The sequence below is a fragment of the Porphyromonas sp. oral taxon 275 genome, from assembly GCF_018127745.1.
In the GTDB taxonomy this organism is placed as follows: Bacteria; Bacteroidota; Bacteroidia; order Bacteroidales; family Porphyromonadaceae; genus Porphyromonas.
Map to the genome: position 1 here is coordinate 1,272,939 of NZ_CP072333.1, position 25,310 is coordinate 1,298,248.

A 25,310-nucleotide genomic window follows, 5' to 3' on the forward strand; every position below is an offset into this window, starting at 1 on the left:
GATACGACAATCCCTGCGTCTAGCCCGAGGCCCAAGCCGCCTAGCGGCGCTTACTGATGATGATCGAGAAGTAGGGGAAGCTGCGCTCTAGGATCTCCTCAGGGCGCTCCGTGACGTACTCCTTGGGCATGCCGACGAACTCGAAGTACTGCCAGCGACGCTCGGGATGAGCCGCCACCGCCCGCTTGATCTCGGCCTCGCACAGCGAGCCCTTCATCACCACGATCGTATGGATAGAGCCCCAGGCCTCCTGCCACTCAGCCTCGGTGGCCTCGCCTGGGATCACACGGCACTGCTCCTCGAGCTGCACCAGCTGCCCGCCCGCCAGCGCATTGCAGGCGATGAAGGCAGGCACCCCGCAGAGCTGACGTACCGCGAGCCCCGCAGCCTCTACCTGCTCGCTGATGTAGGCCGAGGAGGAGTAGAAGCCACTATCGCCCTCAGCCACCACCACGAGGGAGCGCCCGGGCTCGGCCTGCTCGCGGCGGATGAGCTCCTCGGCGAGCTGGCTGTAGGCCGCGCAGGCGCCCTCACGCTGCTTGCTCATCGGCAGATCATAGAGCTGGATCTGCTCGGGGCGAATGCCTAGGGCGAGCATCATCTCCTCGGCCTTGGAGCTGTGGCGTCCCTTGGCCGAGACGGGGACGGGGGCGTAGATGCAATCGGCCGCCTGCAGGCAGCGAAGCGCCTGCAGCGTGATCAGCTCGGGGTCACCTGGCCCCAGGGATACGAAGGATATCATAATCGTAGTGGAGAGCTTAGTTAAGTCATTGGTCGCCTCAGCCTAGTGCTAAGGCGCAGCAAAAATAAGGATTTCTCCCCGCCCAGCGCCTCCCGCTAGCGAGCTGCGTCCTAGGGCTGAAGCCTCCTCCCCTAGCCCTCGGGCTGCCTCCGTGAGTAGAGACAGGACGAAGGATCGGGGCTACTCCTGAGCGCCTTGGCCCTAAGGGGAGGGCTTCTGAGGGATATCAGTCAGCCCCTTGAAGGACGCGAGTGCGGAGCGTGAGGGGTATCAGTCAGGGAGGCCAAGGGATACCAGTCAGGGAGCTAGGATACGCACATCAGCTTGCCCCCACCCTTCCCGGCCTTCATGGATCGGCCTAGACTAGAGGCACTCCTCCTCAGTTAGAGCTCCTCTAGCTGTAGGGCTAAGCGCTCCGAGGCGAGCACCTTGGACTAGGCGAAACCAGCAGCGAAGAGCTACGCGGCTTGGGGGCTAGCCTTGCCCTAAGAGCGGACGGAGCGCTTCTTCGCTCCCTTTCTCCAGCGACGCCGTGCGAAGAGGTAATAGCCCGTGAGCGGCAGCGTCCCCCCGAGGAGTGCCGCTAGGCAGTAGAGGAGCTTGGTCAGCCAGCCACCCCAGGCACCCGTATGGAGGGAGTAGATCCAGCCACGCAGGCGACCTGCAGGCGCGGCCTCATCATAGCGCTTGCACGCGCCGAGGACGCCCGTCTCGGGGTCGAAGCTATAGACATCGGCGGCACGGACGTTCCCCACAGTGCTGCAGCGGGCACTCACCTCGTCCTTACGCAGCGTGATCTCAGGGTAGGGCTTCACCTGGCGCACCGCGGCATAGAGCTGCGGCCAGTAGACAGAGCTCGGCGGTAGTGCTTGGCGTGATGGGCCCGCCCCTTGGCTCTTATCGCCCTTAGCCGCTCTACCCCGAGCGCCTTTACCATGGGCGCCCTTAGCTCCTTCAGGCTTCCCCCCGTGCTGCTCCTTCGGTAGCTCGACGCCTAGGACGGCATAGAAGCCGCTCTTGTACCACTCGAAGGACCAAGTGAGCCCCGTGAGTGACATCACCAGCAGCAGGACGAGCGCATAGACCCCCCCTACCGTGTGCAGCTCGTGCATGAGGCGCGGCCGTCCCTTATCGGTATGGATCTTCAGCCGCTTCCCTAGCCCCTTGAGCTGCTTTGGCCACCAGGCCAGGAGCCCCGTCAGGAGGCTGAGGACGAAGAGGAGCACGCTCGTCCCGACGATGATACGCCCCCAGGAAGGGCCGTCGCCCTCGGTTGGCTTGCTCCAGAGTAGCCAGCGATGCAGGCGGCGGACGGTGGCGAAGAAAGGCGTCCGATCACTCCGCCCGAGGATCGTGCCGCGGTAGGGATCGACGAGGACACCCGCTCCGCGCGGTGCCGACAGGAGGACAGTATAGGAGCGCGTACTATCTGAGGGCACGGTGATGCCCGTGACAGTCACCGTATCGGGGAGCGTCCTGGAGACCGTGAGGGCTAGCTGATCCAGCGGCAGGCGGGGAGTCGGGAGCGGCTCCACGTAGTAGCGAGGGCGGTAGACGAGCTCCGTCAGCTCCTGCTCGAAGGCCAGGACGGCGCCCGAGAGACAGATGAGCGAGATGACGAGACCCAGCGGGAGGCTGAGCCAGAGGTGTAGCTTCTTCGATACTTTACGCATAGTGTCGCTTGACTAAGGAGATAGGTAAGCCTGTAGGGGGATAAAGGAAGAAATCCTAGGGCGCCCTGATCCAGTGTAGACAGGACGCCCTAGGCTAAGGCTTGGGATATAAGTGCAGGCTAAACCAGAGGGCTTAGCGCTGGAGGTAGCCGACAGAGCTGATACGCGTAGCCTCTACCTCGACACGGCGCGTGGCGACGCCCGTCGTGAGGTCGATCGAGTAGAGCGCGGGGCGCTGAGACTTGCTCATGACGGGCACATAGGCTAGCCCCTGCTCCACCAGCGGACGGCCACCGAACTCGGTGACATCCTGAGGCAGCCCCGTCACATTGACCCAGCGACCCGTCTGCGCGTGGAAGATAGCCAGCTGCGAGGCCAGCTGCTGATTGGTCAGCTTAGCGAAGGACTGATCATACAGGTAGAGGAGGAAGGCATCTCCCGAGAGGGGGAAGACATGCTGGAAGCCTCGGTCGCCCGACAGCTGATCGAGGTTGTAGTAGTAGCTCGCATCAAAGGCCTCGGTCCCCTTACGGATACGCATCACCCCAGCGGGGAGCTTGGTGCGCTGACGGGCATCGGTCATCGTCTTGGCAAAGCTAGGCGAGAAGACATAGAGGTCCCCCGAGGCATCGGGCCAGATCATCTGGTAGTACTGGCTCTTGAAGCGACCTGCAGGGTAGCTGATGCGATCAGTCTTGATGACCTTGGGCGAGCTAAGGCGGCTGTCGGCGAAGATAGCCACATGGCAGGAGTCAGGGTACTGCGTCCACTGCAGCTCACCGCGCTTGTAGGCACTGCTCTGGGCTCCTCCGTTCTGGGTCTTCACGAGGTCTTCATTGCCCTTCTTGACCCACTTGCCCGAGACATAGCTATTGCCCTGCCACTGCGCATCTATATTCGCCCCGTACTGACTAAGGCCCATGGGGATGATCCCAGCATAGATCTTGCCCTCGTGAGGCTGTAGGCCGCAGAGCGTGACGAACTCGCCCGTACCGAGGAAGTTCTCGGCCGTCAGCTGGTTGTACTGCGTCTGGGTCTCGGCCTCTGCATCTAGGTAGGTCAGCAGGAAGGACATAGGGCGATAGCCAGCCGCATCGGGCGTGCTCTGTGGCGACTGCCCCGTGGAGCTGGTGATGAGGGTATTGCCTACGATGCCGAAGGAGGTAAAGCGATTGCCCTCGAAGCTCTTGCTTCGCTTGGTCAGCGCCCCATCCGCACCCAGCGCATAGGAGAAGGTCGCCGTCTTGCCTGCCTGGCGGTAGGCGATGCTGTAGAGGTAGCGATGATCATTGAGGTAGACGTACTCGGTGCCGCCATCGGTCTGTAGGCCTTCGGCGACCGAGAGGGTACGCGGGCTGGTGATATCAGTGAGCTTGAGCAGCAGCGTGGTGGACTGGTTGCCCGAGGCACTGGCGTTCACCGCTAGGACATAGTTCTTAGCAGCGGGCTGAGGGCCAGGGTTGGGCTTAGGAGTAGGTTGGGGAGTATCGTTCTTGCTAGAGCAGGAAGCGAGGAGGCCGACACAGAGGGCCAGCCCCGATAGGCCTAGAGAGGGGATCAGATGATAGCGCATGGGGTAGTTGGATTACTGAATAATAAAGGTGAATTAGTGCCCGAGGTGCACGCGTAGCTTGGCGTAGAGGGCACGCCCAGCCTTCTGGAGACTATAGTTATCGTATAGGGCTGCATCGGTCAGATTGCGGCACTCGAGGGAGAGCGCATAGCGCTCCCGAGCCAAGGAGAGCGTCATGGTGAGGTTGTGCGCGAGCTGGTCGGGCACGAGGAAGTCACGGGCGTTCACCCCGAGACGCTCGGAGTAGAAGGTGAAGGCACGCGTATACTGGTTGTCGTAGCCTAGGCTCAGGAGGGAGCCCTCGCCGAGGATCCCCTTTCTCCTGAGGCTAAGCTCGAGGCCTCCGAAGGAGTAAGGGAGGTTAGGCATACGATGCTTGTAGCCCACGTTGGGCAGGCCACTGGTCGGGTCGGTGGGCAGGGCATCGCGTACGTCCATCAGCGTGTAGTTCCCCCCGAGGCTTAGCCAGTCGGCATAGTCGTAGTGCAGGCCGAGGTTGAGCCCACGGGTATGGACGCGGCCGTAGTTGATGTAGCTAGCGCCCCAGTGCCCGCCACCATTATTCTGCACCGTACGCTGGATGTAGTCCCGGGTATCACGCCAGATCAGTCCCCCCTCGAGGAGGAGCTGATGCAGCGCACCGAGGCGATGGCTCCAGCTCGCATTGAGATTGAGGTTATGGCTGTACTCGGGGCGCAGTCCTAGCTTGCCCTGATCGAGGTCATTGTCGCCGAAGAGCTCCGTGATCGAGGGCAGTCGGTAGGCGCGCTCATAGGAGGCCTTGAGCTGCCAGCCACGGCCCAGCTCGGCCGAGCTCGCCAATCCGTAGCCGAAGGTACTGGTCGCATAGCTGTGACGGACGAACTGACCCTGCAGCCCCGTCGTCGCTATAGCCCCCGAGACACGCTGCAGGTAATGCTTCGCGAAGAGCGTCATCCCGAGCCAGCCCTGAGGGCGCAGCTGCAGCGAGAGCCCCGTGACGCCCTTAGCCGTTCGATCGGGGATATCTGTCCCCACGGCCTGGCGCGCCAGCAAGGAGCTCGTCTCGCGGGTGAAGTGACTGAACTGATGGCTCAGCTTGAGCGCTGCGCCCGACCTCAGACGCAGCAGCGAGGATAGGGAGGCCGTCCAGGTACGCTCATCGTCACGATTGTGCGCATAGCCCTGCTCCCCGAGCCCCAGGCCGAGCTCACGCTCTCCGCGCCAGTTGTACTTATAGGCCGTGGTATCGATGAGGGTACTGCGCGCCTGCGTGTAGCTCGTCATCAGCGTCAGATCCAGGCGCCCATCCAGCAGCTGGCGGCGTACGTACTCCAGCGTGGGGGACCAGCTGTAGCCACGGCGATGACGCTCGCCGAAGACGATGCTCTGCCGCACGCCCGTCTGGATCTCCTTGTAGTACTGAGCATAGCGCAGGCTCAGCTGGAGGCGATCTGCCCAGGGCTGGCGCTGCAGACCGAGCTTGGCAATCACCGCCTCATTATGATAGGTATCGTGGAAGCGCTGCACGTGCTCCACGCGGTCTAGGTCGATTGTCCCCGAGGCGAAGTCCTGCACGGGCGTGTCGACCCAGTAGTTGTTGCGCGAATAGTTCTGGAAGGCCTCGACTCCGAAGAAGCCAGCTTGCCCCAGGCGTCCCCCCACGCTGAGCGTCGAGCGATGCGTAGCGAAGGAGCCTGCCGCGTAGGAGGCGTCGACATACCAGGGACGCGTGCGCTGTGAGGTGACGATATTGATCACACCCCCGATAGCGTCCGTAGCGAAGTCCACGGGGACTACCCCTCGGTAGACCTCGATGCGCTCGGCATAGCTGATGGGGATATTATTGAGGCCGAGGCTCCGCCCTAGTCCCTCCTGTGGGATACCGTCGATGAAGACCTTGACATGCTTGCCGCTGAAGCCGTCCAGCGATACATTCGTATCCGAGCCGACCCCGCCCGTCTGACGCACCTTGACGCCTGGCGCTGCAGCGAGGACTTCGCTTAGGCTCTTGGTCGAGGAGCGATAGGCGCGGCTCTCCAGCGTCACGGCGTTATACGGCGATCGCTGCAGACGCCCTATTCCTCGGGCTACGATCTCTACGCCCTCCAGCTGGCGGCTGCTGGCCACGAGGCGGAAGTCTAGCTGTAGCTCAGGCGTGCGCGTCGTCAGCACGAGCTCACGCTGCTGGCTCTGATAGCCTAGCGCAGAGACGCGCAGGCGGTAGCGCCCCTCGGGGAGCTGCAGCTGATAGCCCCCCAGCGAGTCTGCTACGGCGCCCCGTCGGCTTCCCTCGAGCTGCAGGCCAGCGTAGGGGATAGCCTGCCCCTCTGTGGTGAGCACTCGGCCGCGTAAGGTCACGAGGCCTTGCGCCTCGGCTAGGGTCGGGACTAGGAGAAGCAAGAGGAGGAAGTATGGGGCTAGGCCGCGCTGGAGGAGATGATGCATTGACGTAATGGGTCTCAATTCGGTAAAGCGCCGCAAAGATAAGAGTCTGACCTACGCGCCGCAATCACCGAAGATAGGTATTTCCCCTTCGCAGCGCTACAATATAGTAGGTAGGCCGATCCCGCTACTTCGGCCGCAGCACGCTCGCACGCTGCGAGCGACAGCCCTTATGGAAGTCGCTTTGGGGATACTTCACCGGGGTAGAGGTACGGGGAGGTGAGCCCCTCAGCCTCCTGCCCCTTAGCTCGAGCGCCTATGAGGGATATCAGTCAGCGCCGTGAGGGATACCAGTTAGGGGGGCTGAGGGATATCAGTCAGCACCCTCGAGGGATATCCCTCACAGAGGCGAGGGACAAGGCCGAGCAGCACGCCCAGCAGGCCGTGGGGACGGCGCTAGCGCTTTGGCAGGACATTGAGCGTTTTTTAGTAGCTTTGTATAACGAACTTACTAGTATAATGCACGCCTTACACAAGGCCATCATGATATGAGACGTCTTTTGCTGGGCCTCGTGGCCCCTCTTACCCTCGCCAGCCTCGTAGCGTCGACCGAGCTGGCTGCGCAGACGCGCGTCAAGCGCTATGATGTGACCAAGGAAACGGACTACGGTATCGTCTACCGCCTCCCCGAGACACAGCTGAGCTTCGTGCTCGACGTGCGCGAGCAGCACTATCAGCCTGGATCCCTAGCAGCCTACGCCGACAAGTACCTAGGGCGCAGGGTGGAGGGCGAGCCTCAGCACAGCTACCGCCTCGAGTCAGCGCGCGCCGTCCTCACAGGGATCCCCGACGAGACCCAGCAGTTCCTCATCGCCTTCGACCGCAAGACGGTGGCGCCCTTCGTCCTACTCACCGACAAGGGCATCCTCTACAGCATCAACGGCAGCGAGGAGCTCCCCGCGGACCAGGCCCAGCAGATCCCCCTGACGCAGCTACGCTCGGAGCAGCTGCCCGACCAGACTGCCCCTGCCCTGCCCCGCGAATACAGCCAAGCGGGCACCCGCGCCAGCCGCGCCGAGATCGCAGCGAACTATCTCTACGAGCTGCGTGAGTCCTCCATGAACGTCCTCACGGGCGCTGTCGACAACATGCCCAAGGACGGCGAATCCATGCGCCTTGTCCTCGACCGCCTACGCCATGAGGAGGCCCGCACCCTGCGCCTCTTCGCTGGCGACACGACCCAGCGCCTCGTCGCGCACCGCATCGACTACCTCCCCACGGGTGAGGATCTCGAGGCCTACACGCTGGCCCGCTTCTCCCCCAGCCTCGGGCTGCTGGAGCCCTCCGACCTACGCGGCACGCCCATCACCCTCTCCATCAAGGCCCTCGAGCGCGCCGATGAGCTCGACGAGAAGGCCGAGCGCCGACACGAGAAGCAGCTGGAGCATAGCATCGTCTATTGCCGTCCAGGGCTCGCCCTCGTACGCCTCAGCTGGGAGGGCAAGACGCTCCTGCAGGAGAAGGTCCCCCTGACGCAGCTCGGCGCACTGCAGGCCCTAGCGCCCAAGATGCTCAACCTCAACCAGGGGAAGACCACCTCGATCTACCTCGACACCCGTACGGGAGCCGTGCGCCAGATCAAGCAGGAATAGACCAGGCATCACTGCACCAACCATACTAACTCACACCTATCAACAACTAACGTCTATGTTCAAAAATCATCCTAAGGGACTGCTCGCAGCCTCGCTATCCAATATGGGCGAGCGCTTCGGCTTCTACATCATGATGGCGATCCTTACGCTCTTCATCTCGGCCAAGTTTGGTCTATCGGAGAAGACGACGGGCATCATCTACTCGGCATTCTATGCCTCGATCTATCTACTGGCGCTCGTCGGGGGGATCATAGCGGACCGCACCAAGAACTACAAGGGGACGATCATAGCTGGCCTCATCCTCATGGCAGTAGGCTACGTGCTCATCGCCATCCCCACCCCCACCATCGTAGAGAGCATCACGCCCTACCTCACACTGTTCTGCGTCGGGCTGGCGGTCATCGCCTTCGGTAACGGGCTCTTCAAGGGCAACCTGCAGGCACTGATAGGCCAGCTCTACGATGACCCTCAGTACTCCAAGGTCCGTGACGCGGGCTTCCAGATCTTCTACATGTTCATCAACGTAGGGGGGATCTTCGCGCCCTTCGTCGCAGTGGCTATCCGCAACTGGTGGCTCAAGGCCAATGGCTTAGCCTACAACGCCGACCTGCCTGCCCTCTGCCACGACTACCTGCAGCATGGGGAGAGCATGAAGCCCCAGGCGCTGGAGAACCTCAAAGAGCTCGCGACCCGCGTGCCCCTGGATGGTCAGACCTTCGCCAGCACCAAGGACTTCGCCCAGAGCTACCTGAGCGTCTTCTCTGAGGGCTTCCACTACGCCTTCGCCGCAGCGATTGTGATGATCTTCGTCTCCCTGGTCATCTTCTTCGTCAACAAGTCTCGCTTCCCCAATCCCGGGCAGAAGGCAGTGGCTAGCACTGACGGGTCGAAGCTGAGCCGCGAGGAGATCAAGATGAGCGCCCAGGAGGTACGTCAGCGCGTCACAGCACTCTTCGCCGTCTTCGCCGTCGTGATCTTCTTCTGGATGTCCTTCCATCAGAACGGCTTCTCCCTCTCCTACTTCGCCCGTGACTACGTGGATCTCTCGACGATCCGCATTGACCTCGGCTTCACCGTGATCCAGGGGGCCGAGATCTTCCAGGCGGTCAATCCGATCTTCGTCGTCCTGATGACGCCCGTGGTCATGGCCATCTTCGGCGTGCTTGGGCGTAAGGGCAAGGAGCCCTCGGCACCACGCAAGATCGCCATCGGGATGGGTATCGCTGCCCTGGCCTACGTCTTCCTCTCCTTCGTCTCCCTTGACCTGCCGGGCAAGGAAGCCCTTGCGGACATGTCGGAGGCCGCCAAGGAGGGCATGCGCCTGACGCCTATGGTGATGATCGGGCTGTACTTCATCCTCACCGTGGCCGAGCTCTTCATCTCGCCCCTTGGGCTCTCCTTCGTATCCAAGGTAGCACCTCCCCACATGCAGGGGCTGATGCAGGGCTGCTGGCTCGCTGCTACGGCGATCGGGAACTCCCTGCTCTTCATCGGTGGGATCCTCTACACCTCGCTACCCCTCTGGGCCTGCTGGCTCTTCTTCGTGGTGGCCTGCGCCATCTCGATGTTCCTGATGCTCGCCATGCTCAAGTGGCTGGAGCGCATCGCTAAGTAAGCCCACGAGCACCGAGCACATGCACCTCGAGCCGCCGCAGCACGACACGTACTCCCCCCCCCTGGAGACGTGCTGTGCTGCGGCGCTCTATATATATCCTCATCGGCAAGGACTGGCTACCGAATAGCTTAGCCTCTCGCCCCGCTAGCGGCCCTGGCGCTAGCCTGTCACTTAAACACCTATGACCCTAGACATCACCGAGCTCAAGCAGCGCGTCCTCGACGGCGGCAGCCTGAGCCCCGAGGAGGGCTATGCCCTACTCACCCACCCCGACAAGGAGGCCCTCTACGAGGCTGCCCACGAGCTGACCGAGCACTTCCTCGGCAAGGCCTTCGATACCTGCTCCATCATCAATGCCAAGAGTGGCAACTGTCCCGAGGACTGCAAGTGGTGCGCCCAGAGTGGGCACTACGCCACGGGAGCCGAGCGCTACGCTCTGGTCAGCCCCAGCGCCTGCGTGGCACAGGCAGCCTACAATCACAAGCAGGGCATAGGGCGCTTCTCCCTCGTGGCGAGCGGACGACGCCAGACGGACAGCGAGATCAAGCAGATCGCCATCAGCTACCGCGCCATCAAGCGCGCCGTACCCGAGATGAAGTGCTGTGCCTCGCTCGGGCTGCTGAAGGAGCACCAGCTGCAGGAGCTCTTCGAGAGCGGCGTGACCACCTACCACTGCAATATGGAGACCGCCCCCAGCTACTTCGCTCAGCTCTGCACGACACACACCCAGCAGGACAAGGCCGATACCCTCGCTGCCGCCCGTCGCGTAGGCATGCGCATCTGCTGCGGGGGCATCCTCGGGATGGGTGAGACGCTCGAGCAGCGCGTAGAGCTAGCCTTCTATCTACGGAGCCTCGGTTCGGAGAGCATCCCGGTGAACATCCTCCAGCCCATCGAGGGGACGCCCCTCGGCAAAGCCTCTCCGCTGACGCCCGACGAGATCCTCTCCGCCATCGCCCTCTTCCGCTTCGTCAACCCCAAGGCCTTCCTCCGCTTCTCGGGTGGACGCGCCCAGCTCAGCCCCGAGCTGCAGCGCCGTGCGATCTATGTAGGGATCAACTCCGCCATCACGGGCGATCTCTTGACCACCATAGGGCAGCAGGCGCGGCAGGATATGGCGATGATCGAGGAGTGCGGCAAGGAGAACTGCGCTCAGGACTGGGAGGTCAGCTACGACTACTAAGCGCAGGGACGGCTCTTCGTCACCGACCTTCCCCCCCAAGCAATATCCCCCGATAGCTCCACGGAGCTATCGGGGGGTATTATTTAGGACGACTACGAGCCCGATGCAAGGCGGACAGAATGGCCCTTCTTCTCCGCCTCGAGGGCGAACTTAAAGCTAGTGTAAGGGAAGCAAGCCCACGCCCTCCCGCGAGGGAAAGTAGCGGCCGAGCAAGCCACGAGCCTACCCCCAGCCCCGCGAGGGATATCCCTCAGCGCCTTCCACTGATATCCTTCAGCCTCGTCACTGCCGTCCCTCAGCGCGCTGACGGATATCCCTCAGCGCGCCTCCCCTAGCGCGGCAGCCCGCTGAGGCCTGTACCCTCCTTCGCTTTAAGGCAAGGGCTAGGCGGGAGCACCCTAGGCTGCCCCCGCCTGCCCCCAAAGCAGCGCCCCCGCTAGCTCTAGAAAGCTAGCGGGGGCGCGGTATTGAGGCTAGGAGGTTAAGCGGTCGGGCAGCGCCGCTCGGTGGCTAGAGGTTCGCCACGTAGAGGAGTAGCGGCCGCTCCGCCTCGAGGTAGACCTCGGGGGCGGTGGCGCAGTTCAGCGAGCCACTCGACAGCTCCGGCAGCGTGTGCGCCTCCAGCGGCCAGCGTACGCCGCGGAAGGTGAGCGGCTGGCGGTAGAAGTCGAAGACCGAGAGCTGCTGGCCAGGCTCTACCTCCACCAGCGAGGGCTCGGTGATGAGGAGGAAGTAGCCCTCGTCGGTCAGCATCACGAGCTCGTCCACCAGTGGGGCGTAGGTCGGCAGCAGCACCAGGTTCGCCAGCAGGTGATCCTCACGCCCTCCGCTGGCCCCGAGCAGCGTGATGGCGCTTGGCCCGTAGCTGGCATGGAGGTAGCGCATGGTCTTCGTCAAGTCGTTGGTCTCCTGGTCGGGACTATGGTGCGTACGATCCGCGAGGAGCTGCCTCAGCTCGGGGGCAGTGGAGTCGAGGTCACCCACCACGGCGTCGGGTAGGCGCTCGGTGTACTGCCTGAGCTTGTTCACCCCACCATCGCAGCAGGTGAGGCTATAGCCCTCGGCGCCCGCCACCCAGCGGTCGATGAGCGCTAGCGGCAGGGGTGCCTGGGGGAAGGCGCCGTTCGCGAGGACAATGCGCTTGGCCAGCGTCTCGAGGCTATAGCGTGGGTAGTGCTTCATCGGGCTGCAGCTGTAGCGTCCTGCTCCTTCATCAAGAGCGACCACTTGCGGTAGCCGAAGAAGGAGACGACGAAGTTCGTCAGGTAGACCAGCATCGAGAGGTAGTCCTCGGCCGCCCACAGCGAGATGATGCCGGCGGCGTTGGCCACGATCCAGCAGAGCCAGTGCTGGCGCCACTTGCGCCCCATCCAGATCATCCCGACGATGGAGGAGACCGTCAGGAGGCCATCAGCCCAGGGGATGCGCCACTCGGGGAGATAGTTCGTCCCCAGCGCGATGAGGAGGCCGTAGAGGGGGCCCGAGAGGAGGAGCGTCCAGCCGAGCGTGCGGCGTGGGATGTCCGTGATGGGCAGCTCCTCGGCCGCCGTGCTGGGCCTACGACGCAGCCAGACGAACCAGCCCCAGGCGCTCGTCACCAGGTAATAGACGTTGATGGCGAGCATCCCGTAGAGGCGCGCCTCCCAGGCGATAGGGATCCACAGCAGGGGCAGGATGATGCCCACAGGCCACAGCCAGATGCTGGCGCGGTACTCCAGCACGAGCCAGACGAGGGAGATGCAGATGGTGACGAGCTCCAGCGGATGACTCGCCAGATAAGGGAGCACTTGGTCCATAGGGGAAGGGGAATAAGGGTAAGCAGTAGCTACGCGAGCCGCTAGAGGGTGATCGTCGTCCCTAGCAGCAGGTGGCGACCCGCCTGCGGGTAGAAGACGAGCCACGAGGACTCCTGCCCCCCAGAGAGGCCGAAGCCTCCCCAGCCGCCACTGACATAGCGGCGATCCAGCAGGTTGCTGAGCTGTAGGCTCAGGCTCCAGCCCTTGACGAAGCTCACGGGCAGCTCGTAGCCGAAGCGCAGATGCTCTACGTGGTAGCTCGGGATGCTACGCGTCTGGCTGGTCGTATTGTCTAGGTACTGGCGGCCGACAAACTGGCTGGAGAGGGCGGCCTCGAAGCGCCCGAGCGTCAGCGTCAGCGTGTTGCTGACGGTCGCCGAAGGCGAGTAGGCGATCTCCGTATCCTGATACTGCTTGGCCACGAACTTGCCACTGTCGTAGTCCTCGACGTAGAGCGTGTAGTCAGCGATCCGATTGCGGCTCATCCCGAGGGCGAGGTCCCAGCGGAGCGAGGGGAGCAGCAGGAGGGAGGAGGATAGCTCGACGCCCGCGCGGTAGCTCTTGGCGACGTTCTCACTGAGGTCTCCGCCGACGTCGCTCTTCTTGCCGTTCTTCACCAGCTGATCCTTGTAACGCATGTAGTAGACGTTGATGCCCGCGGTGAAGCGCTCGCTGCGGTAGCCGTAGCCCAGCTCCCAGTCGGTGAGGCGCTCGGCACTGGGGTAGTCCTTGGGCGTGACCTTGGTGTAGTTGTCCCTATTGGGCTCGCGGTGTGCTACGGCTACTGAGGCGTAGAGGTGATGCTGGGGGGCGAACTGGTAGAAGAGCCCCGCCTTGGGATTGAAGAAGTTGAAGCGCTTCCTGAGGCTTAGTTCCTGAGGCTTACCCTGCTCTACTCGATCGTTGGTCCCCGATATGCGGTAGTCGATGAAGCGGTACTGCAGGTCGGCGAAGAGGCTCAGCCCCGAGAGGAGCTCATAGCTCGCCTTGACGAAGCCCGAGAGGTCGGTCTTGTGGGCGCGGTTGTCATAGTAGCGCTGCGAGGGGTCGAGGCTGTAGGGCGTGGAGGTGATAGGCGAGCGGTAGCCGTAGTGGTCGTTGACGAAGTGATTCCCCGAGAGGCCCGCCGTCAGCTCCAGGCGGGGCGCCTTGTACTCAAGCCCTGCGATGAGGCCGCCGAAGTCATTGTCCAGATACTTGGCCTGCAGTAGGTCGATCTTCTTGATCTTCTTCGTCGAGCCGTCGGGCTGGGTCTGTGAGAAGCTCGCCAGCCCGAGTTTGGAGAGCTTCTCCTGGGATCTGTACTCATCGTAGTAGCCGTAGCCCTTGGTGTAGTGAGCCGTGAGGCTCAGCGTCAGCCGATCGCTGAGCTGCTGGGTGAGCTGTGCCTGGTAGTGGCGCTGCTCGTAGTTGTCGGTGTTCTCGCGGTAGCGTGCCTCGGAGGCTGGGGCGCTGGGATTGACGTGCCCAGCACTGTTGTAGGTGCGGCCATACTTAGCCTCTTCCTCGGGGCTCAGCCCGTTCCAAGCGATGCCCGTACGCTGCTTGCCGCCGAAGGCCAGGAGCTTGAAGACGCTGCGCTCCCCGAAGTAGCCCGCCTGGAGGAAGTAGGAGTCGCCCTTCGTACCGCTTCGATCCACGTAGCCATCGGTCGCCGTGCGCCCTACGCGTGCCTCGAGGGCCCAGCGGCCAGCGATACGCCCCGTAGAGGCGCTGACCTCACGGCGCAGCGTGTGGAAGGAGCCGCCGAGGACGGAGATCGACGCCTGGGGTGTGAGGGAGAAGTTGTCCGTACGCAGGTTGAGGCTGGCGCCGAAGGCTGCCGAGCCATTGGACGAAGTGCCGACGCCGCGCTGCAGCTGGGCATCCTGGACGCTGGAGGAGAAGTTGGGCATATTGGCCCAGAAGACGCCTTGGCTCTCCGAGTCATTGAGCGGTACGCCGTTGGTCATCACATTGATCCCCGCAGCATCTACCCCGCGCACACGGATGTAGGTGTAGCCGATCCCGAAGCCGGGCTCACTGGTGGCCACGACCGAGGGCGTCTGCAAGAGGAGGTAGGGGATGTCCATCCCGAGGTTGGACTTCTGTAGCTGTACCTTGCCCACGTTGGTGTAGGACATGGGCGTCTTGGCCGAGGCGCGGGTCGCGGTGACCTGCACCTCCTCGAGGCGATGCGTCTTGATGCTATCCTGTAGGCTAAGCCCTATAGCGTGGAGCGAGTGGGAAGGGAGGCCAGTCAGTGAGAGGGCCACCACGGGGAGGATAAGTTTTCTCTTCATCATACAATACTTGTACTATACGGTAGTGCAGAGCGAAGGGAAAGGGTCTACTGGTATGTGATGATGACAATTCCTACGCCAGCATTGTCTGGGTCAAGTGTTGAGGGTCTCATCTCAGCCTCTGACCGCCCTACGGCGGATCATCGGCACCCCTTTGTCCTTGGTTCTTCGGGGAACAAAAATACGGCAGTCCATGCAGATAAGCAAGTTTGCCCCCACGAGCTCCCACCGAGCACCTCCTCTGTCGTGCGGCTGATGCGGGGAGCGAGGTAGCTCGAGCACAGCGAGCTAAGGGCAAGCCCGCGTCGAGACTTCAGAGCTTCGCCTAGGCACTCGGAGCAGAGCGCGCAAGGAGGCGGAGCACCGCGCGAGCCTTGCCCCAGCATCCTGAGGGATATCCCTCAGCGCGCTGACTGCTATCCCTCACGAGCCTGACAGGCGTCCCTCAGCGTGCTGACGGATATCCCTCACGAGCACCTCCCCTAGCGGGGCATAGCAGGCGAGCTTAGTAATCCCCTTCGCCCGCTGTGGAGAGCAAGGAGACTAAGACCGAACTAAGGCTGCCATCTGAGCTAAGGTTGAGAACTAGGGAAGCAAGGGGAAGGGAGCGGTCTAAAAAGACGGAGCGCTTAGCCCTCCTAAGGAGAACTAAGCGCTCTAAGTGCGGCTGAAGGGACTCGAACCCCCACGCCTCGCGGCATCAGATCCTAAGTCTGACGTGGCTACCAATTACACCACAGCCGCCGCTCATCTGCATCACGCTTTCGCGATTTGCTCTGCAAAGGTAGCTCTTTCTCTGCATATACACAAGTTAGGACACAGCCGCAGCCCTCTCGAGAGCTTAGCCTCAAGACGAGGACAGAAGGCCTCCCGCTAGGCGCTCTGCTGCGCCATACGCTGTGTCGCCCAGCGGAAGCGGATCGCCAGCAGGATCCCGAGCAGCAGCAGGCTCACGGGGAAGGAGGACCAGATAGCCGTCAGCTGCGCCCCTGGCTCCGTGAGCCCGAGGTGGAAGCCAAAGGCATAGGACAGCAGCGGAGCCAGCACGAGGTGAATCCCGCAGGCATAGTAGGTCATCCGCTTGACATCCTCGATCCCGCGCAGCGCATTGCCATAGATCACCTGCAGCGCATCCCCTGGCTGATAGAGCGCCATAGGGATAACCGCCAGCGCCGTCATCGTGACCACGGCGGGATCGTCGCTGAAGATATAGCCCAGCCAGTGCCGCCCGAGCAGGAGCCCACTCATCACAAGCAGCGCCACCAGCTCTGCCAGCAGCAGGGCCACGTGGACCACGCTACGCGCACGCGCCACATCGCCCTCCCCATGAGCACGGCTGACGAGGATCGTCGTCGCTGCCCCGAGGCCGTAGTAGATGAAGTAGCCCAGCAGCGTGAGGGTGATGAGATTCTGATGCACCGCCAGCGCGTTCACCCCGAGGGGCGTGACCAGCAGGATGGCCACCGTCCAGGCAGCGGCCTCCACACCCATCTGCACGCCTATGGGGAAGCCTAGGCGGAAGAGGCGACGCAGGAAGGCAGCGTGCAGCCTCAGCTCACGCACGTAGCGATAGGTCACGCCTAGCGTGCGGTTATAGCGCAGTGCCACGAGCAGCACGCCAAGGGCGAAGATGCGGGCGAAGAGCGTCGAGAGCCCCGCGCCGAAGAGGCCCAGCTCGGGGCAGCCCAGCGCGCCGAAGATCAGCAGATAGTTGCCGAGGACGTTCAGGACATTCGACAGCAGGATCGCCCACATAGGCACGATGGTGCGCCCTATCCCGTCGAAGAACTGCTTCAGCGCCCCCGTAGCCATGAAGACCATGAAGCTCGCCAGCTGCAGGAGGTAATAGGAGCGCACCTGCGGTAGCAGGCGCTCGGCCAGGTCGAAGCTCGGGAGGAAGGCGTACACGCCGACCAGCAGGAGCGAGAGCAGCAGCCCGACGGCGAGGTTGAGCAGCAGGCTATGACGCAGCAGACGCCCCAGGCGGCTCGACTGCTGCCGAGCATGCGCCTGCGAGACGAGCGGCGTCAGCCCGTAGCTGAAGCCCAGGCCGAGCACGAAGAAGACCGAGAAGATATTGTTGACAAAGGAGGCTGAGGCCAGCGCATCGGTATGGTACTTCCCCACCATGATGTTGTCGGCAAGGCTGACCAGGATAAGGCCGATCTGCCCTAGGATGATGGGGGTGCCGATGCGCAATAGGTCGGCTAAGGCCAGCCGTCGGCTAGCCCGAGCAAGAGTAGCTTGTGCCAAGAAGATGAGCTATGAGGTAATGAGTAGCGCCGTGAGGCTAGGCTAAGCTAGCGGCGCTCGCTCCAGCTGGAGCTGAGGCAGAGGATGGGGAGGCTGAGGCGCAGCGCCAGGCGTGTCTTGCTCCGCTGCAGCTCGTGCCCGACGAAGAGGCCGAGGCGCGCCATATCCCCCCAGCCGAGGGAATAGCCTCCCTCGAGGTAGCTACGGCCGTCACGCGTCTCTACGGCCTTGAAGTGAAAGGCCTCGTCCAGACGCAGCACCTCCCCCAGACCGCGGCTACGCGTCAGGAAGAAGTCTCGCCCTAGGTAGTTGACGCTCTGGCTCGCCCAGGCCTCGCCGCCCGTGAAGTCTATAGGCATCGTAGCCCAAGCGTAGCGGAAGGGCACACGCCCCAGGTCACTGAGCTGCTCAAAGTAGCGTGCCTCACCACTGTCCAGGAGCTCATCGTCCCAGCGCTTCCCCACCAGTGCGGTGAAGTCCAGCTGGCCTCTACCGAGGACGAAGCTCCCGCGAGCGAAGAGCTCCAGCTGCTGATAGCGGAGATAAGGCACAGCGCTGCGATCCAGCGCGCCGAGGCCCGTAGCCTGCTCGTAGCTTAGCCCAAGCTCACGTCGGTAGCCTATGGGGAGGAGTTCGCCCGCTGCAGTGCGATTGAGCGCCTGTGGGGCCAGCAGCAGCTGCGTGCTGTAGCCAAAGCGGCGATGGTGCTGCAGCGGCAGCTCCACCTGCGGGCGTCGATCCTCCCAGCTCAGCGCCGTGGTGAGGTGCAGCTGCCCTCCGAGGAAGCCGAGGCCATTGCGCAGCGAGACGAAGTCCTTGCTGTAGGCGCGCATCGGGCCATTGCCGAGCTGCAGTGAGGGGTAATAGCCGCGGTAGATCTCCTCGGGCGTCAGGTGGTACGTCCCTCGCGAGGTACGCCCTCCAGAGAGGACGAGGAGCCCCGCGCGCTGGGGCGCGTAGTAGAGCAAGAGATGGTTCTCGCTGAACCACTGGCGGCTACGCAGCGTGTAGTTATTCGAGCTGCGCAGCGCTACGCTACGCCCCGGAGCGAGATGACGCACCAGCTGGACCTCATAGCCCAGCCACTGCCCGTCGATGCTATTGCGGTCGGGGATAAGGTTCGCCAGTCCGTCGATACCCAGCGTCCAGCGCCCAAAGTCGAAGTTGCGCCCCACCGCCAGCTCTACGATCCTGCGGAAGGTATGCCCGCTGCCCCCTGTCTCGGACTGGCGGCTACGCATCTGCCCCGCTGCATAGGCGGCGAGGAAGTGATAGCCCTGCGTATCGTTGTAGGGATAGGGCGGCTCGTAGCGGAAGAGGCGATCGAGGTCGGGGTCAAGGCCCTGAGGCTTGACACGGGGAGCCAGCAGCTGTAGCCGCAGCTGCTCGAGGCGCTGCCGCTCGGTGCTGTCGGACTGCTGTGCCTCAGCCCGCTGCCCCCCGAGGAGGGACAGCAGGCCGAGGAGGAGTAGGATGGGTCGCTTCATCGGGGTCAATGCACTTGGCGGGGGAGCTTGCTCCAGGCTATCCCTAGCCTAGTCCAGCACGAAGGTGCCGAAGAACTGGGGGCGATGGAAGGCCGGCTCCACCTCCTGGATCGGAGCCCAGCTGAGGAAGTGTGGGTGTGCCGTCTTGTCCCCGCACTTGTAGAGATTGGCATAGAACTCGCGGGGCAGCTGTCCTGCAGCATAGCCCATCGTCGTCCAGGGGATAGCCACCGTCAGCTGCCAGGCTGCAGGGCCCGTACGCTCGAGGCCGTGCTGCCCCTGATGGTCACCCCAGCGCTCGATGCTGGCGAATTCCTCGGCGCTCAGCAGTACCGCCTCCGAGGGGCTGGCATGGTGAGCCGCGTAGCAGACACCTGCCGCGTTGAACTCAAAGTTGATGTAGGCCGTGCCGCGCTCGCGCTGCATGAAGAACTCGACGCAGCTATCCTCGTGCACGTAGTTGCCGTCCCCAGGGGAGAGCGTGCGTAGGTCCTCGCCCGAGACGCGGTAGTTGATGTAGAGCGCCTCGGCGTCGTAGGCCAGGTAGGCAGCCACGAGGGGGCGGTGGGGGAAGTCCTGACGCCAGTTCAGCGTGTCGATATAGAGGAGCTGGCCCTGCTCCTGCAGGAGAGGCGTGAATTCCTGTAGGCTGAGGGTGCCGCGCTCGAGGCGGGGAAGTCTAGCTGAAGACATAGGTAGTATAATGTATTGGTGAGCACTCGCTGGGGCTGTCCTGACCGAGGCGGCACGCGTGGCGCCCCAGTAGGGATAGCTCGCCCAGCTATTCGTGGAAGACGGAGTATATACCCATGAGGGCGATGACGATGAGCACGAGGGCGACGATGCGATTGATCCACTCCAGGCGATGTGAGCCGAAGCGATTGGACACCTTGCGCACGATGTAGGTCAGCGTGATCCACCACAGGAGGCACCCAAGCCCTATGCCCGACATCGCGACGAAGAACTCCACGAACTGGAGCTGGACGACGCGCACGAACTCTAGACGCGCATACAGCGGCAGGAAGAGTAGGATGATGAAGGGATTGGAGAGGGTCAGGAAGAAGGCTCCGGAGACCTTCTTCACGCTGTAGGTGGACTTCAGAGGATGGCTCTCGACGGGCTCATCCTCCTCCCCCGTAGGCATACGACGCCGCAGCAAGAAGAAGCAGAAGGCAAGGATGAAGACGCTCCCCCCGAGACGCAGCTCGCTGCTGTAGCGATCCAGCAGATTGAGGATGAAGCCCACCCCGAGGTAAGCGATGAGGCCATACAGCAGATCGCTCAGGGTAGCTCCTAGGCCGACGAGCATACCCTCGCGCCGCCCGCCTCGTGAAGTCTCACGTAGGCAGAGGAGGCCTGTCGGTCCCATAGGTGCGGAGACCAAGACCCCGATAAGTATCCCTTTGAGGAACGTAAAGAGTAGGTCTAGGAGTAACATTGCAGGGACAAAGATACTCATTCTCGAGATACAGCCCCTATATATAGGTATGCGCGAGGCTGCCACTCCCCCAGCTTGGGAGGCTGTAGTGAGGGCTTATTCGGGCCGCCTTAGCCGAGGGGAAGGGCATTCCTTCAGCTCCTAGAGCCACTGGCTGGAGCTTGGTCGTAGTCGCCCCTCGTCGGGGTCGAACTGATACAAGGAGCGTGCTGACCGAGGCATGGAGACGAGCAAGCGGATAGCGGGGGCGGAGCTGAGGGATATCCATGAGGGCTGCTGACTGCTATCAGTCACGGCCGCTACGGACGCCCCTCAGCGCCGTGACCGATATCCCTCAGACGGCCTTCCTCTATACCAGCGCTGCGCTTGGGCTCGCTAGCGGCTTCGCTTAGACCAAAGGCAGAGGAAGGCGGACGAGCTGCTTCGTCACCCCGAGCACTTGCCCCAAGCAGGTCGCGTAAGGAAGATCAAGGAGGTGGGACCAAGAGCTAGAGTAGGCAAGAGCTATACCTTGCGGGGGCAAAACGTATACGTTTCACGGCCAAGACGTATACGTTTTGGGCTCAAGACGTATACGTTTCGGAGGCAAGACGTATAGCCTTCGGTCGTGGAAGATATAGCTTGGGGCGCAGCTAGCCCTTTGCGGCACTTCGCACGGTCCGCAGTGCGAAGGTGCGGCGAAGCACTTCGGCAGCGCGACGAGCGCCTGGCGGGGCGGCAAGCACACACGACAAAGACCGCCCGCCCCTATACGAAGCGTCCCCACCTCCTGCCGTAGCAAAAGATGGGGACGCTGTCTTTACAGCTCGACGCAGGCTCTAGAGGAAGAGCAGCGCGGGGCAGGGCTTAGCCGAACTTAGCCCATGCTGTAGGTGTGGACGCTCACGCCTTGGGCCGAGGGCAGATAGTTGATGCCCCACCAGCACATCTGCAGTAGGATGAAGGAGATGACGAGCCCCCAGAGCGCGGTACGATGGTAGCGGTCAGCCCTCAGGCGCAGATGGATGTAGGCCAGGTAGGCAAACCACGTGGCGGCCGCCCAAGTCTCCTTGGGGTCCCAAGCCCAGTAGTGCCCCCAGGCTTCCTTGGCCCACAGCGCGCCGAAGAGGATCCCGACGGTCATGAAGGCCCAGCCCACCTGCACGAGGTTGTCGCAGATATCGAGCTCATGCTCGGTGGCGGGCTTCTTCTTGAACCACAGCAGATAGGCCGCCATGAGCGCTGCGGCACCGAGCACAGCGTAGGCGAACATATAGACGATGACGTGCGGGGCGAACCACGGGCTCTGCAGCGCAGGCATCAGCGTCTTGTTGTGGATATCGGGGTTCACGAGGTTGATCGTCGTGAAGACCCCAGCCAGCACCGTGCTGAAGGCTAGGATCCAGGGGTAGCGCCAACGGGAATACACGATGAGCCCTGCCGTGGGGAGGAAGAAGGCGTACCACAGACGCGTCTCCCCCATCGTGCGCAGCGGCGGACGCTCCAGCGAGAGCCACAGCCCGAGGATAAAGGCGAAGTAGACAGCTAGCCCAGCGAAGGTAAGGAGGTAGGTGGGAAGGGGACGCTTGTTCCAAGCCGTCCAAGCACCGCCCGCCCACAGCAGGAGGGCAGGGATGGCGAAGTATATGAAGGAATCCCAAGTCATGGAGATCGTACTTAATGAGGTGAAGAGGAGAAGCGATCGAGGCATAGGACGCAGCGGCACACGCTTGAAGCCATCCTAGGCGTGCAGCGTGCGGGGCAGGCCTTCGCTCAGCGAGGGAGCGCTAGCGCCGTTTCTGCGAGAAGATGAAGGTGAGCACAGCACCCGCTAGCAGCAGGAAGATCCCTACGTAGACAGCAGGCAGCCAGGGGTCCTTGACGAGCTCGAAGGTGCTGGTCTCGCTCCATCGGCCCATCGACTCATCGTAGCTGAGCTGATAGATGCGCCAGCCGTCGACGGAGACGGGCTTATTGACCTCGACGGTAGCGACGATGTTCTTCTGCGACCTCGTATAGACATGGATGCGGGAGGCGTAGCGCTCCGGCTCGCGGCGTGCCATCACAAGGCTCAGGTCCTTGGTCAGCTTGAGCTCCTGGAAGGGGAAGAGGTAGCTGCCGCAGGTGACCCAGCCTACCAGAGGCTTGCCCACAGCGCGATCGCCCTCCATGGGCTGCGCCTCCACCAGAAGCGCCGTGACGGCTCCAGACGAGCCCCAGCCGACGTACTTGACGGTGTCGGAGGTGACGACGGGTGCTGCGAGCGGGAGGTTCTGACGCACGCGGATGCGCCACTTCAGGAGCTTGCCCTCGCGGAAGTGCTTATCGACAAGGACGATCTCGGGATTTTTCGCAGGGATAGACTTCCCCGTCTTGCTATTGATGATGAGGAGCTTGGGCGGGTACTCGTCGATGGTGAACTTCTCCAGCTGGATCGCCAGCGGCAGCTCGAGGAAGCCCTGCTCGTGTGTGGCACGCCACTCGGGCATATCCATGCTGGCCGTCAGCTTGACGCGCTCCATGTCGGCACTCCCGAGGGTCGCAGCGACGATAGCGATGAAGACGCCTAGGTGCGACAGTAGGGAGGGCAGCTCTCTGAGACGAAAGTGAAGGATCTGCCGTATCGCGATGAGCCCTACGATACCCGTGAGGCGGCCATAGATGAGCACAAAGGGCCAGAAGGACAGCATACGCGTCAGCCCGATGGGATCGATGGCTCGCTCGTGAGGCGCTACCTGTCGGGTGAGCCCCATCGCCACGGTGAGCAGCGCCGCATAGACGAGCGTGGGAACGGCGGCCTCCGTCGTGAAGAAGAAGGAGAAGAGCCGTACGCGATGACGCAGCGCATAGATGAGGGCCAGGAAGGCGAGGTAGAGGACGAGGCAGATGGCATTGATCGGGAAGGCAAAGGCTGACCAGTCCAGAGGGCCGACGCTGTACTGTAGCGCCAGCCCCACGAGGATCAGCCCTGCACCGGTGACAAAGCCTTCCTTCATTTTCCAGAGTCTATTGAACATAGGAGCGTGGGGAGAGAGGTTGGAGAGAGAGGAAGCGCGGCGGCAGACGATGAGGTCTGTCGCCGCGTCGAAAAGGGATATGGGATGCGACTCTAGCCGAGGGCGGCTAGGTCTAGAGCTCGATGAGCTTGCCTTGCTGCTTAGCCGACTGGACCCACTTGGGGACTACCGTCTTGAGGAACTCAGCCTTATCAGCCTGCAGCTTCTTGCCGTCGAGGCCAATGTAGGCCCAGGCCTTTTCCTTGCTCGAGATATCAGGCATGGGGACGTCACCAGCGAAGCCGTGCTTAGCCAGTACCTTAGCGATGGCCAGTCGTGCCTCCTGTGCATAGCCGAGGCTCTGCCCAAGGATGCGCGTCACCTCCTGCGGTGCGTGGAAGGAAGCTCCGTGGCTAGCGACAGCAAAGTCCCAGCGCCACTGGCTCTTGCGGATAGCCTGCAGGGCATCCTTCATCTCAGGCTCGGTAGCGCCCTTGTCCCAAGCGTACTTAGCCTCGATATGCGCCTTCGCCAGTTCCTTCTCTACGCGGTTGCGTACGTCGTTGGCCATGCGCTGACGATCATACACGTTCCGTCGGAGGGTCTCTTCATCCTCACGGTGGCAGGTCTGACAGGTCTTGTCGATACGGGCCAGAGGACTGACGATCTGGTGGTCGGAGTACTTGACGCCACCCTCGCTCACGTAGGGCATATGGCAGTCAGCACAGGAGACGCCACGCTGTCCATGGATACCCATGCGCCAGAGCTCGTAGTCGGGGTGCTGGGCCTTGAGGATAGGGGCACGGGAGAGCTTGTGCGTGTAGTCGGAGTAGTTCATCTCGTCGTAGTACTTCTCTATATCCTCTACCGTGAAGCCCTTGTCCTGGGGGAAGGTGAGGTACTTGCCGTCACCCTTGAAGTAGTACTCGGTGTGGCACTGCGCGCAGACCAGTGAGCGCATGTCCTGGTGGGACTGCTTGGAGAGATCCTCCCCGCGGCGCTGGAAGGCCTCGTAGATAGCGGGGCGAGCGGGCTTGAGATTCATGGTGCGGGCATCATGACAGTCCGAGCAGCCGATGGTATTGACGATCTCATTACCCCACTGACTCCAGGGGGCCTTGTAGAACTCAGCGATGCCCTTCTCGCGCATCATACGGGGGACGTCGGGGCTCTTACAGGTCCAGCAGGTACCAGGCTGGATATCCTTATTACCATCCACCCCTGGGGAGCCCGTACGTAGGATCTCGGTCATATCCTCGATAGCGTGCTTGTGACCGCGGGGCGTGTTGTACTCCATAGCGAAGGAATAGCCAGCCCAGAGGACGACCATCTCGGGGCGAGCGGCGAGCACATCGGCGCGCTGAGAGCCATTGAACTCACCCTGGTAGGTCGTGTCAGCAGTCCTCTTCCAGGACTGATATTCGCGTGGGAAGTCTTCGGCGAACTTCTCGTTCTGCGAGACGATCGAGTCCGTGAAGAGGTGCTTACGATTGTTGTAGATGCTCACTACCTCAGCGCGACGCTCCAGAAGCGAGGAGACGACGAGGCCAAGGATGAAGACTAGGACCATTGAGCCTCCGAATAGGAGCCATCCCTGCCAACGCTTTAGTTGTTGTGCCATGATCTTGCGTGTCTTTGTTGTTTATACTGAGTGTTGTTCTTATGCAGTAAGGGCGCTTAGTTCACCATCTTCTGCAGCCAGTCAGGCACCGGCGTTTTGGGCAGCGGCACCTGAGCTCCTGGAGTGGACGAAAGGGAATTCATCTTGCCGTGAGCAACGTCTCGGTGACAGTCCCAGCAAGCTTGACCGGCGCCGCACTTGACATCCATGTAGGTGATGCGACCGGTGTTGACCAATTCGGTGTTAAGCGTAGCGTGGCAGCGTACGCAGTTCTCCATGATGACCTCCGCGCTCTCATCGATGGCGCGGATCGCCTGTCGCTCCTGTCGAGTGACAAACTTGTACACATGGTTCATCCCGTCCTTACCCTTGAAGTAGTACTTACGGAATACATTGTCGTGCGGTACGTGACAGTCGTTACACGTGGTATTGCGGGCATGAGCACCATGCATCCACGTAGCGTAGTAGGGGGCCATGATGTGGCAGTTGACACAGGCGGAGGGGTCGTCTCCTAGGTAGGTGTGGAACCTAAGCAAATAGAGGAAGAGCCCGATCAAGCCTACCACCACCCCGCCCACAAGCAGCAGGGCGACCTTCATGCGGCGCCCCAAGCGCGGTAAACGTTGTAGGAATCTGTTCATTACCCTGTATGGTCT

Annotated in this window: 18 protein-coding genes, 1 tRNA gene and 1 riboswitch; of the genes, 3 read left to right on the plus strand and 16 right to left on the minus strand. The window is 62.3% G+C overall.

The annotated features are described in order from the left end of the window. Positions 1-40: 40 nt before the first annotated feature. The 4 genes from J4862_RS05150 to J4862_RS05165 all read right to left on the minus strand — a co-directional run bounded on the left by J4862_RS05150 (position 41) and on the right by J4862_RS05165 (position 6,415). Positions 41-742, minus strand: coding sequence for a precorrin-2 C(20)-methyltransferase (locus tag J4862_RS05150; RefSeq protein ID WP_211788061.1), 702 nt, complete (start codon positions 740-742; stop codon positions 41-43). A gap of 485 nt (positions 743-1,227) precedes the next feature. Beyond that, a complete protein-coding gene (locus tag J4862_RS05155) occupies positions 1,228-2,415 on the minus strand; it encodes a PepSY domain-containing protein (RefSeq protein WP_211788062.1) in 1,188 nt (395 codons plus the stop codon). A gap of 133 nt (positions 2,416-2,548) precedes the next feature. After that, a complete protein-coding gene (locus J4862_RS05160; RefSeq protein WP_211788063.1) occupies positions 2,549-3,988 on the minus strand; it encodes a DUF4374 domain-containing protein in 1,440 nt (479 codons plus the stop codon). Positions 3,989-4,021: 33 nt separating this feature from the next. Further along, positions 4,022-6,415, minus strand: a complete 2,394-nt coding sequence (locus tag J4862_RS05165; protein WP_211788064.1) for a TonB-dependent receptor — start codon at positions 6,413-6,415, stop codon at positions 4,022-4,024. A gap of 485 nt (positions 6,416-6,900) precedes the next feature. Here J4862_RS05165 and J4862_RS05170 point away from each other — a divergent pair, with 485 nt between their 5' ends. The 3 genes from J4862_RS05170 (at position 6,901) to bioB (ending at position 10,802) form a co-directional block, all read left to right on the plus strand. Continuing rightward, positions 6,901-8,004: a DUF4831 family protein gene (locus J4862_RS05170; RefSeq protein ID WP_211788065.1), complete on the plus strand. Its 1,104-nt coding sequence runs from the start codon at positions 6,901-6,903 to the stop codon at positions 8,002-8,004. A 55-nt stretch (positions 8,005-8,059) separates the two neighbouring features. Further along, entirely contained in the window at positions 8,060-9,619 is a 1,560-nt protein-coding gene (locus J4862_RS05175) for a peptide MFS transporter (protein WP_211788066.1), read from the plus strand. Between the two features lie 181 nt (positions 9,620-9,800). After that, the gene (bioB, locus tag J4862_RS05180) at positions 9,801-10,802 is read left to right on the plus strand and encodes a biotin synthase BioB (protein ID WP_211788067.1); all 1,002 of its coding nucleotides are present in this window, start codon (positions 9,801-9,803) and stop codon (positions 10,800-10,802) included. A gap of 510 nt (positions 10,803-11,312) precedes the next feature. Here bioB and J4862_RS05185 read toward each other — a convergent pair. The 12 genes from J4862_RS05185 to nrfH form a co-directional block, all read right to left on the minus strand. Then, on the minus strand, positions 11,313-11,984 hold the full coding sequence (locus J4862_RS05185) for a thiamine diphosphokinase (protein ID WP_211788068.1): 672 nt from the start codon (positions 11,982-11,984) through the stop codon (positions 11,313-11,315). Beyond that, on the minus strand, positions 11,981-12,598 hold the full coding sequence (gene pnuC / locus J4862_RS05190; RefSeq protein ID WP_211788069.1) for a nicotinamide riboside transporter PnuC: 618 nt from the start codon (positions 12,596-12,598) through the stop codon (positions 11,981-11,983). The genes J4862_RS05185 and pnuC overlap by 4 nt, the downstream gene beginning before the upstream one ends. 41 nt (positions 12,599-12,639) lie before the next feature. Next, positions 12,640-14,883, minus strand: coding sequence for a TonB-dependent receptor (locus J4862_RS05195; RefSeq protein WP_249107399.1), 2,244 nt, complete (start codon positions 14,881-14,883; stop codon positions 12,640-12,642). Positions 14,884-14,933: 50 nt separating this feature from the next. Then, positions 14,934-15,044, minus strand: a riboswitch (TPP riboswitch). Positions 15,045-15,542: 498 nt separating this feature from the next. After that, a tRNA-Leu gene (locus J4862_RS05200) sits at positions 15,543-15,624 on the minus strand. A gap of 129 nt (positions 15,625-15,753) precedes the next feature. After that, positions 15,754-17,079 carry an MATE family efflux transporter gene (locus J4862_RS05205; RefSeq protein WP_249107400.1) on the minus strand — a complete coding sequence of 442 codons (1,326 nt, stop codon included), beginning with the start codon at positions 17,077-17,079 and terminating at the stop codon, positions 15,754-15,756. Positions 17,080-17,180: 101 nt separating this feature from the next. Further along, positions 17,181-18,620: a hypothetical protein gene (locus J4862_RS05210; RefSeq protein ID WP_211788071.1), complete on the minus strand. Its 1,440-nt coding sequence runs from the start codon at positions 18,618-18,620 to the stop codon at positions 17,181-17,183. A gap of 48 nt (positions 18,621-18,668) precedes the next feature. Next, the gene (locus J4862_RS05215) at positions 18,669-19,313 is read right to left on the minus strand and encodes a carbohydrate-binding family 9-like protein (RefSeq protein ID WP_211788072.1); all 645 of its coding nucleotides are present in this window, start codon (positions 19,311-19,313) and stop codon (positions 18,669-18,671) included. A gap of 88 nt (positions 19,314-19,401) precedes the next feature. Beyond that, the gene (locus J4862_RS05220) at positions 19,402-19,989 is read right to left on the minus strand and encodes a LysE family translocator (protein ID WP_249107401.1); all 588 of its coding nucleotides are present in this window, start codon (positions 19,987-19,989) and stop codon (positions 19,402-19,404) included. A gap of 925 nt (positions 19,990-20,914) precedes the next feature. Continuing rightward, complete coding sequence (gene ccsA / locus J4862_RS05225; RefSeq protein ID WP_211788074.1) at positions 20,915-21,703, minus strand: cytochrome c biogenesis protein CcsA; 789 nt, start codon at positions 21,701-21,703, stop codon at positions 20,915-20,917. 121 nt (positions 21,704-21,824) lie between these two features. Beyond that, entirely contained in the window at positions 21,825-23,033 is a 1,209-nt protein-coding gene (locus tag J4862_RS05230) for a cytochrome c biogenesis protein ResB (protein ID WP_211788075.1), read from the minus strand. Positions 23,034-23,166: 133 nt separating this feature from the next. Further along, positions 23,167-24,654, minus strand: a complete 1,488-nt coding sequence (gene nrfA, locus J4862_RS05235) for an ammonia-forming cytochrome c nitrite reductase (RefSeq protein ID WP_211788076.1) — start codon at positions 24,652-24,654, stop codon at positions 23,167-23,169. A 56-nt stretch (positions 24,655-24,710) separates the two neighbouring features. Next, a complete protein-coding gene (gene nrfH, locus J4862_RS05240) occupies positions 24,711-25,295 on the minus strand; it encodes a cytochrome c nitrite reductase small subunit (protein ID WP_211788077.1) in 585 nt (194 codons plus the stop codon). Positions 25,296-25,310: the final 15 nt, after the last annotated feature.

Bases quoted from the DNA above. Each gene is read 5' to 3' on its own strand.
- J4862_RS05150 (WP_211788061.1), bottom strand. From the start codon at position 742: ATGATATCCTTCGTATCCCTGGGGCCAGGTGACCCCGAGCTGATCACG.
- J4862_RS05155 (WP_211788062.1), bottom strand. From the start codon at position 2,415: ATGCGTAAAGTATCGAAGAAGCTACACCTCTGGCTCAGCCTCCCGCTG.
- J4862_RS05160 (WP_211788063.1), bottom strand. From the start codon at position 3,988: ATGCGCTATCATCTGATCCCCTCTCTAGGCCTATCGGGGCTGGCCCTC.
- J4862_RS05165 (WP_211788064.1), bottom strand. From the start codon at position 6,415: ATGCATCATCTCCTCCAGCGCGGCCTAGCCCCATACTTCCTCCTCTTG.
- J4862_RS05170 (WP_211788065.1), top strand. From the start codon at position 6,901: ATGAGACGTCTTTTGCTGGGCCTCGTGGCCCCTCTTACCCTCGCCAGC.
- J4862_RS05175 (WP_211788066.1), top strand. From the start codon at position 8,060: ATGTTCAAAAATCATCCTAAGGGACTGCTCGCAGCCTCGCTATCCAAT.
- bioB (WP_211788067.1), top strand. From the start codon at position 9,801: ATGACCCTAGACATCACCGAGCTCAAGCAGCGCGTCCTCGACGGCGGC.
- J4862_RS05185 (WP_211788068.1), bottom strand. From the start codon at position 11,984: ATGAAGCACTACCCACGCTATAGCCTCGAGACGCTGGCCAAGCGCATT.
- pnuC (WP_211788069.1), bottom strand. From the start codon at position 12,598: ATGGACCAAGTGCTCCCTTATCTGGCGAGTCATCCGCTGGAGCTCGTC.
- J4862_RS05195 (WP_249107399.1), bottom strand. From the start codon at position 14,883: ATGATGAAGAGAAAACTTATCCTCCCCGTGGTGGCCCTCTCACTGACT.
- J4862_RS05210 (WP_211788071.1), bottom strand. From the start codon at position 18,620: ATGAAGCGACCCATCCTACTCCTCCTCGGCCTGCTGTCCCTCCTCGGG.
- J4862_RS05215 (WP_211788072.1), bottom strand. From the start codon at position 19,313: ATGTCTTCAGCTAGACTTCCCCGCCTCGAGCGCGGCACCCTCAGCCTA.
- J4862_RS05220 (WP_249107401.1), bottom strand. From the start codon at position 19,989: ATGGGACCGACAGGCCTCCTCTGCCTACGTGAGACTTCACGAGGCGGG.
- ccsA (WP_211788074.1), bottom strand. From the start codon at position 21,703: ATGACTTGGGATTCCTTCATATACTTCGCCATCCCTGCCCTCCTGCTG.
- J4862_RS05230 (WP_211788075.1), bottom strand. From the start codon at position 23,033: ATGAAGGAAGGCTTTGTCACCGGTGCAGGGCTGATCCTCGTGGGGCTG.
- nrfA (WP_211788076.1), bottom strand. From the start codon at position 24,654: ATGGCACAACAACTAAAGCGTTGGCAGGGATGGCTCCTATTCGGAGGC.
- nrfH (WP_211788077.1), bottom strand. From the start codon at position 25,295: ATGAACAGATTCCTACAACGTTTACCGCGCTTGGGGCGCCGCATGAAG.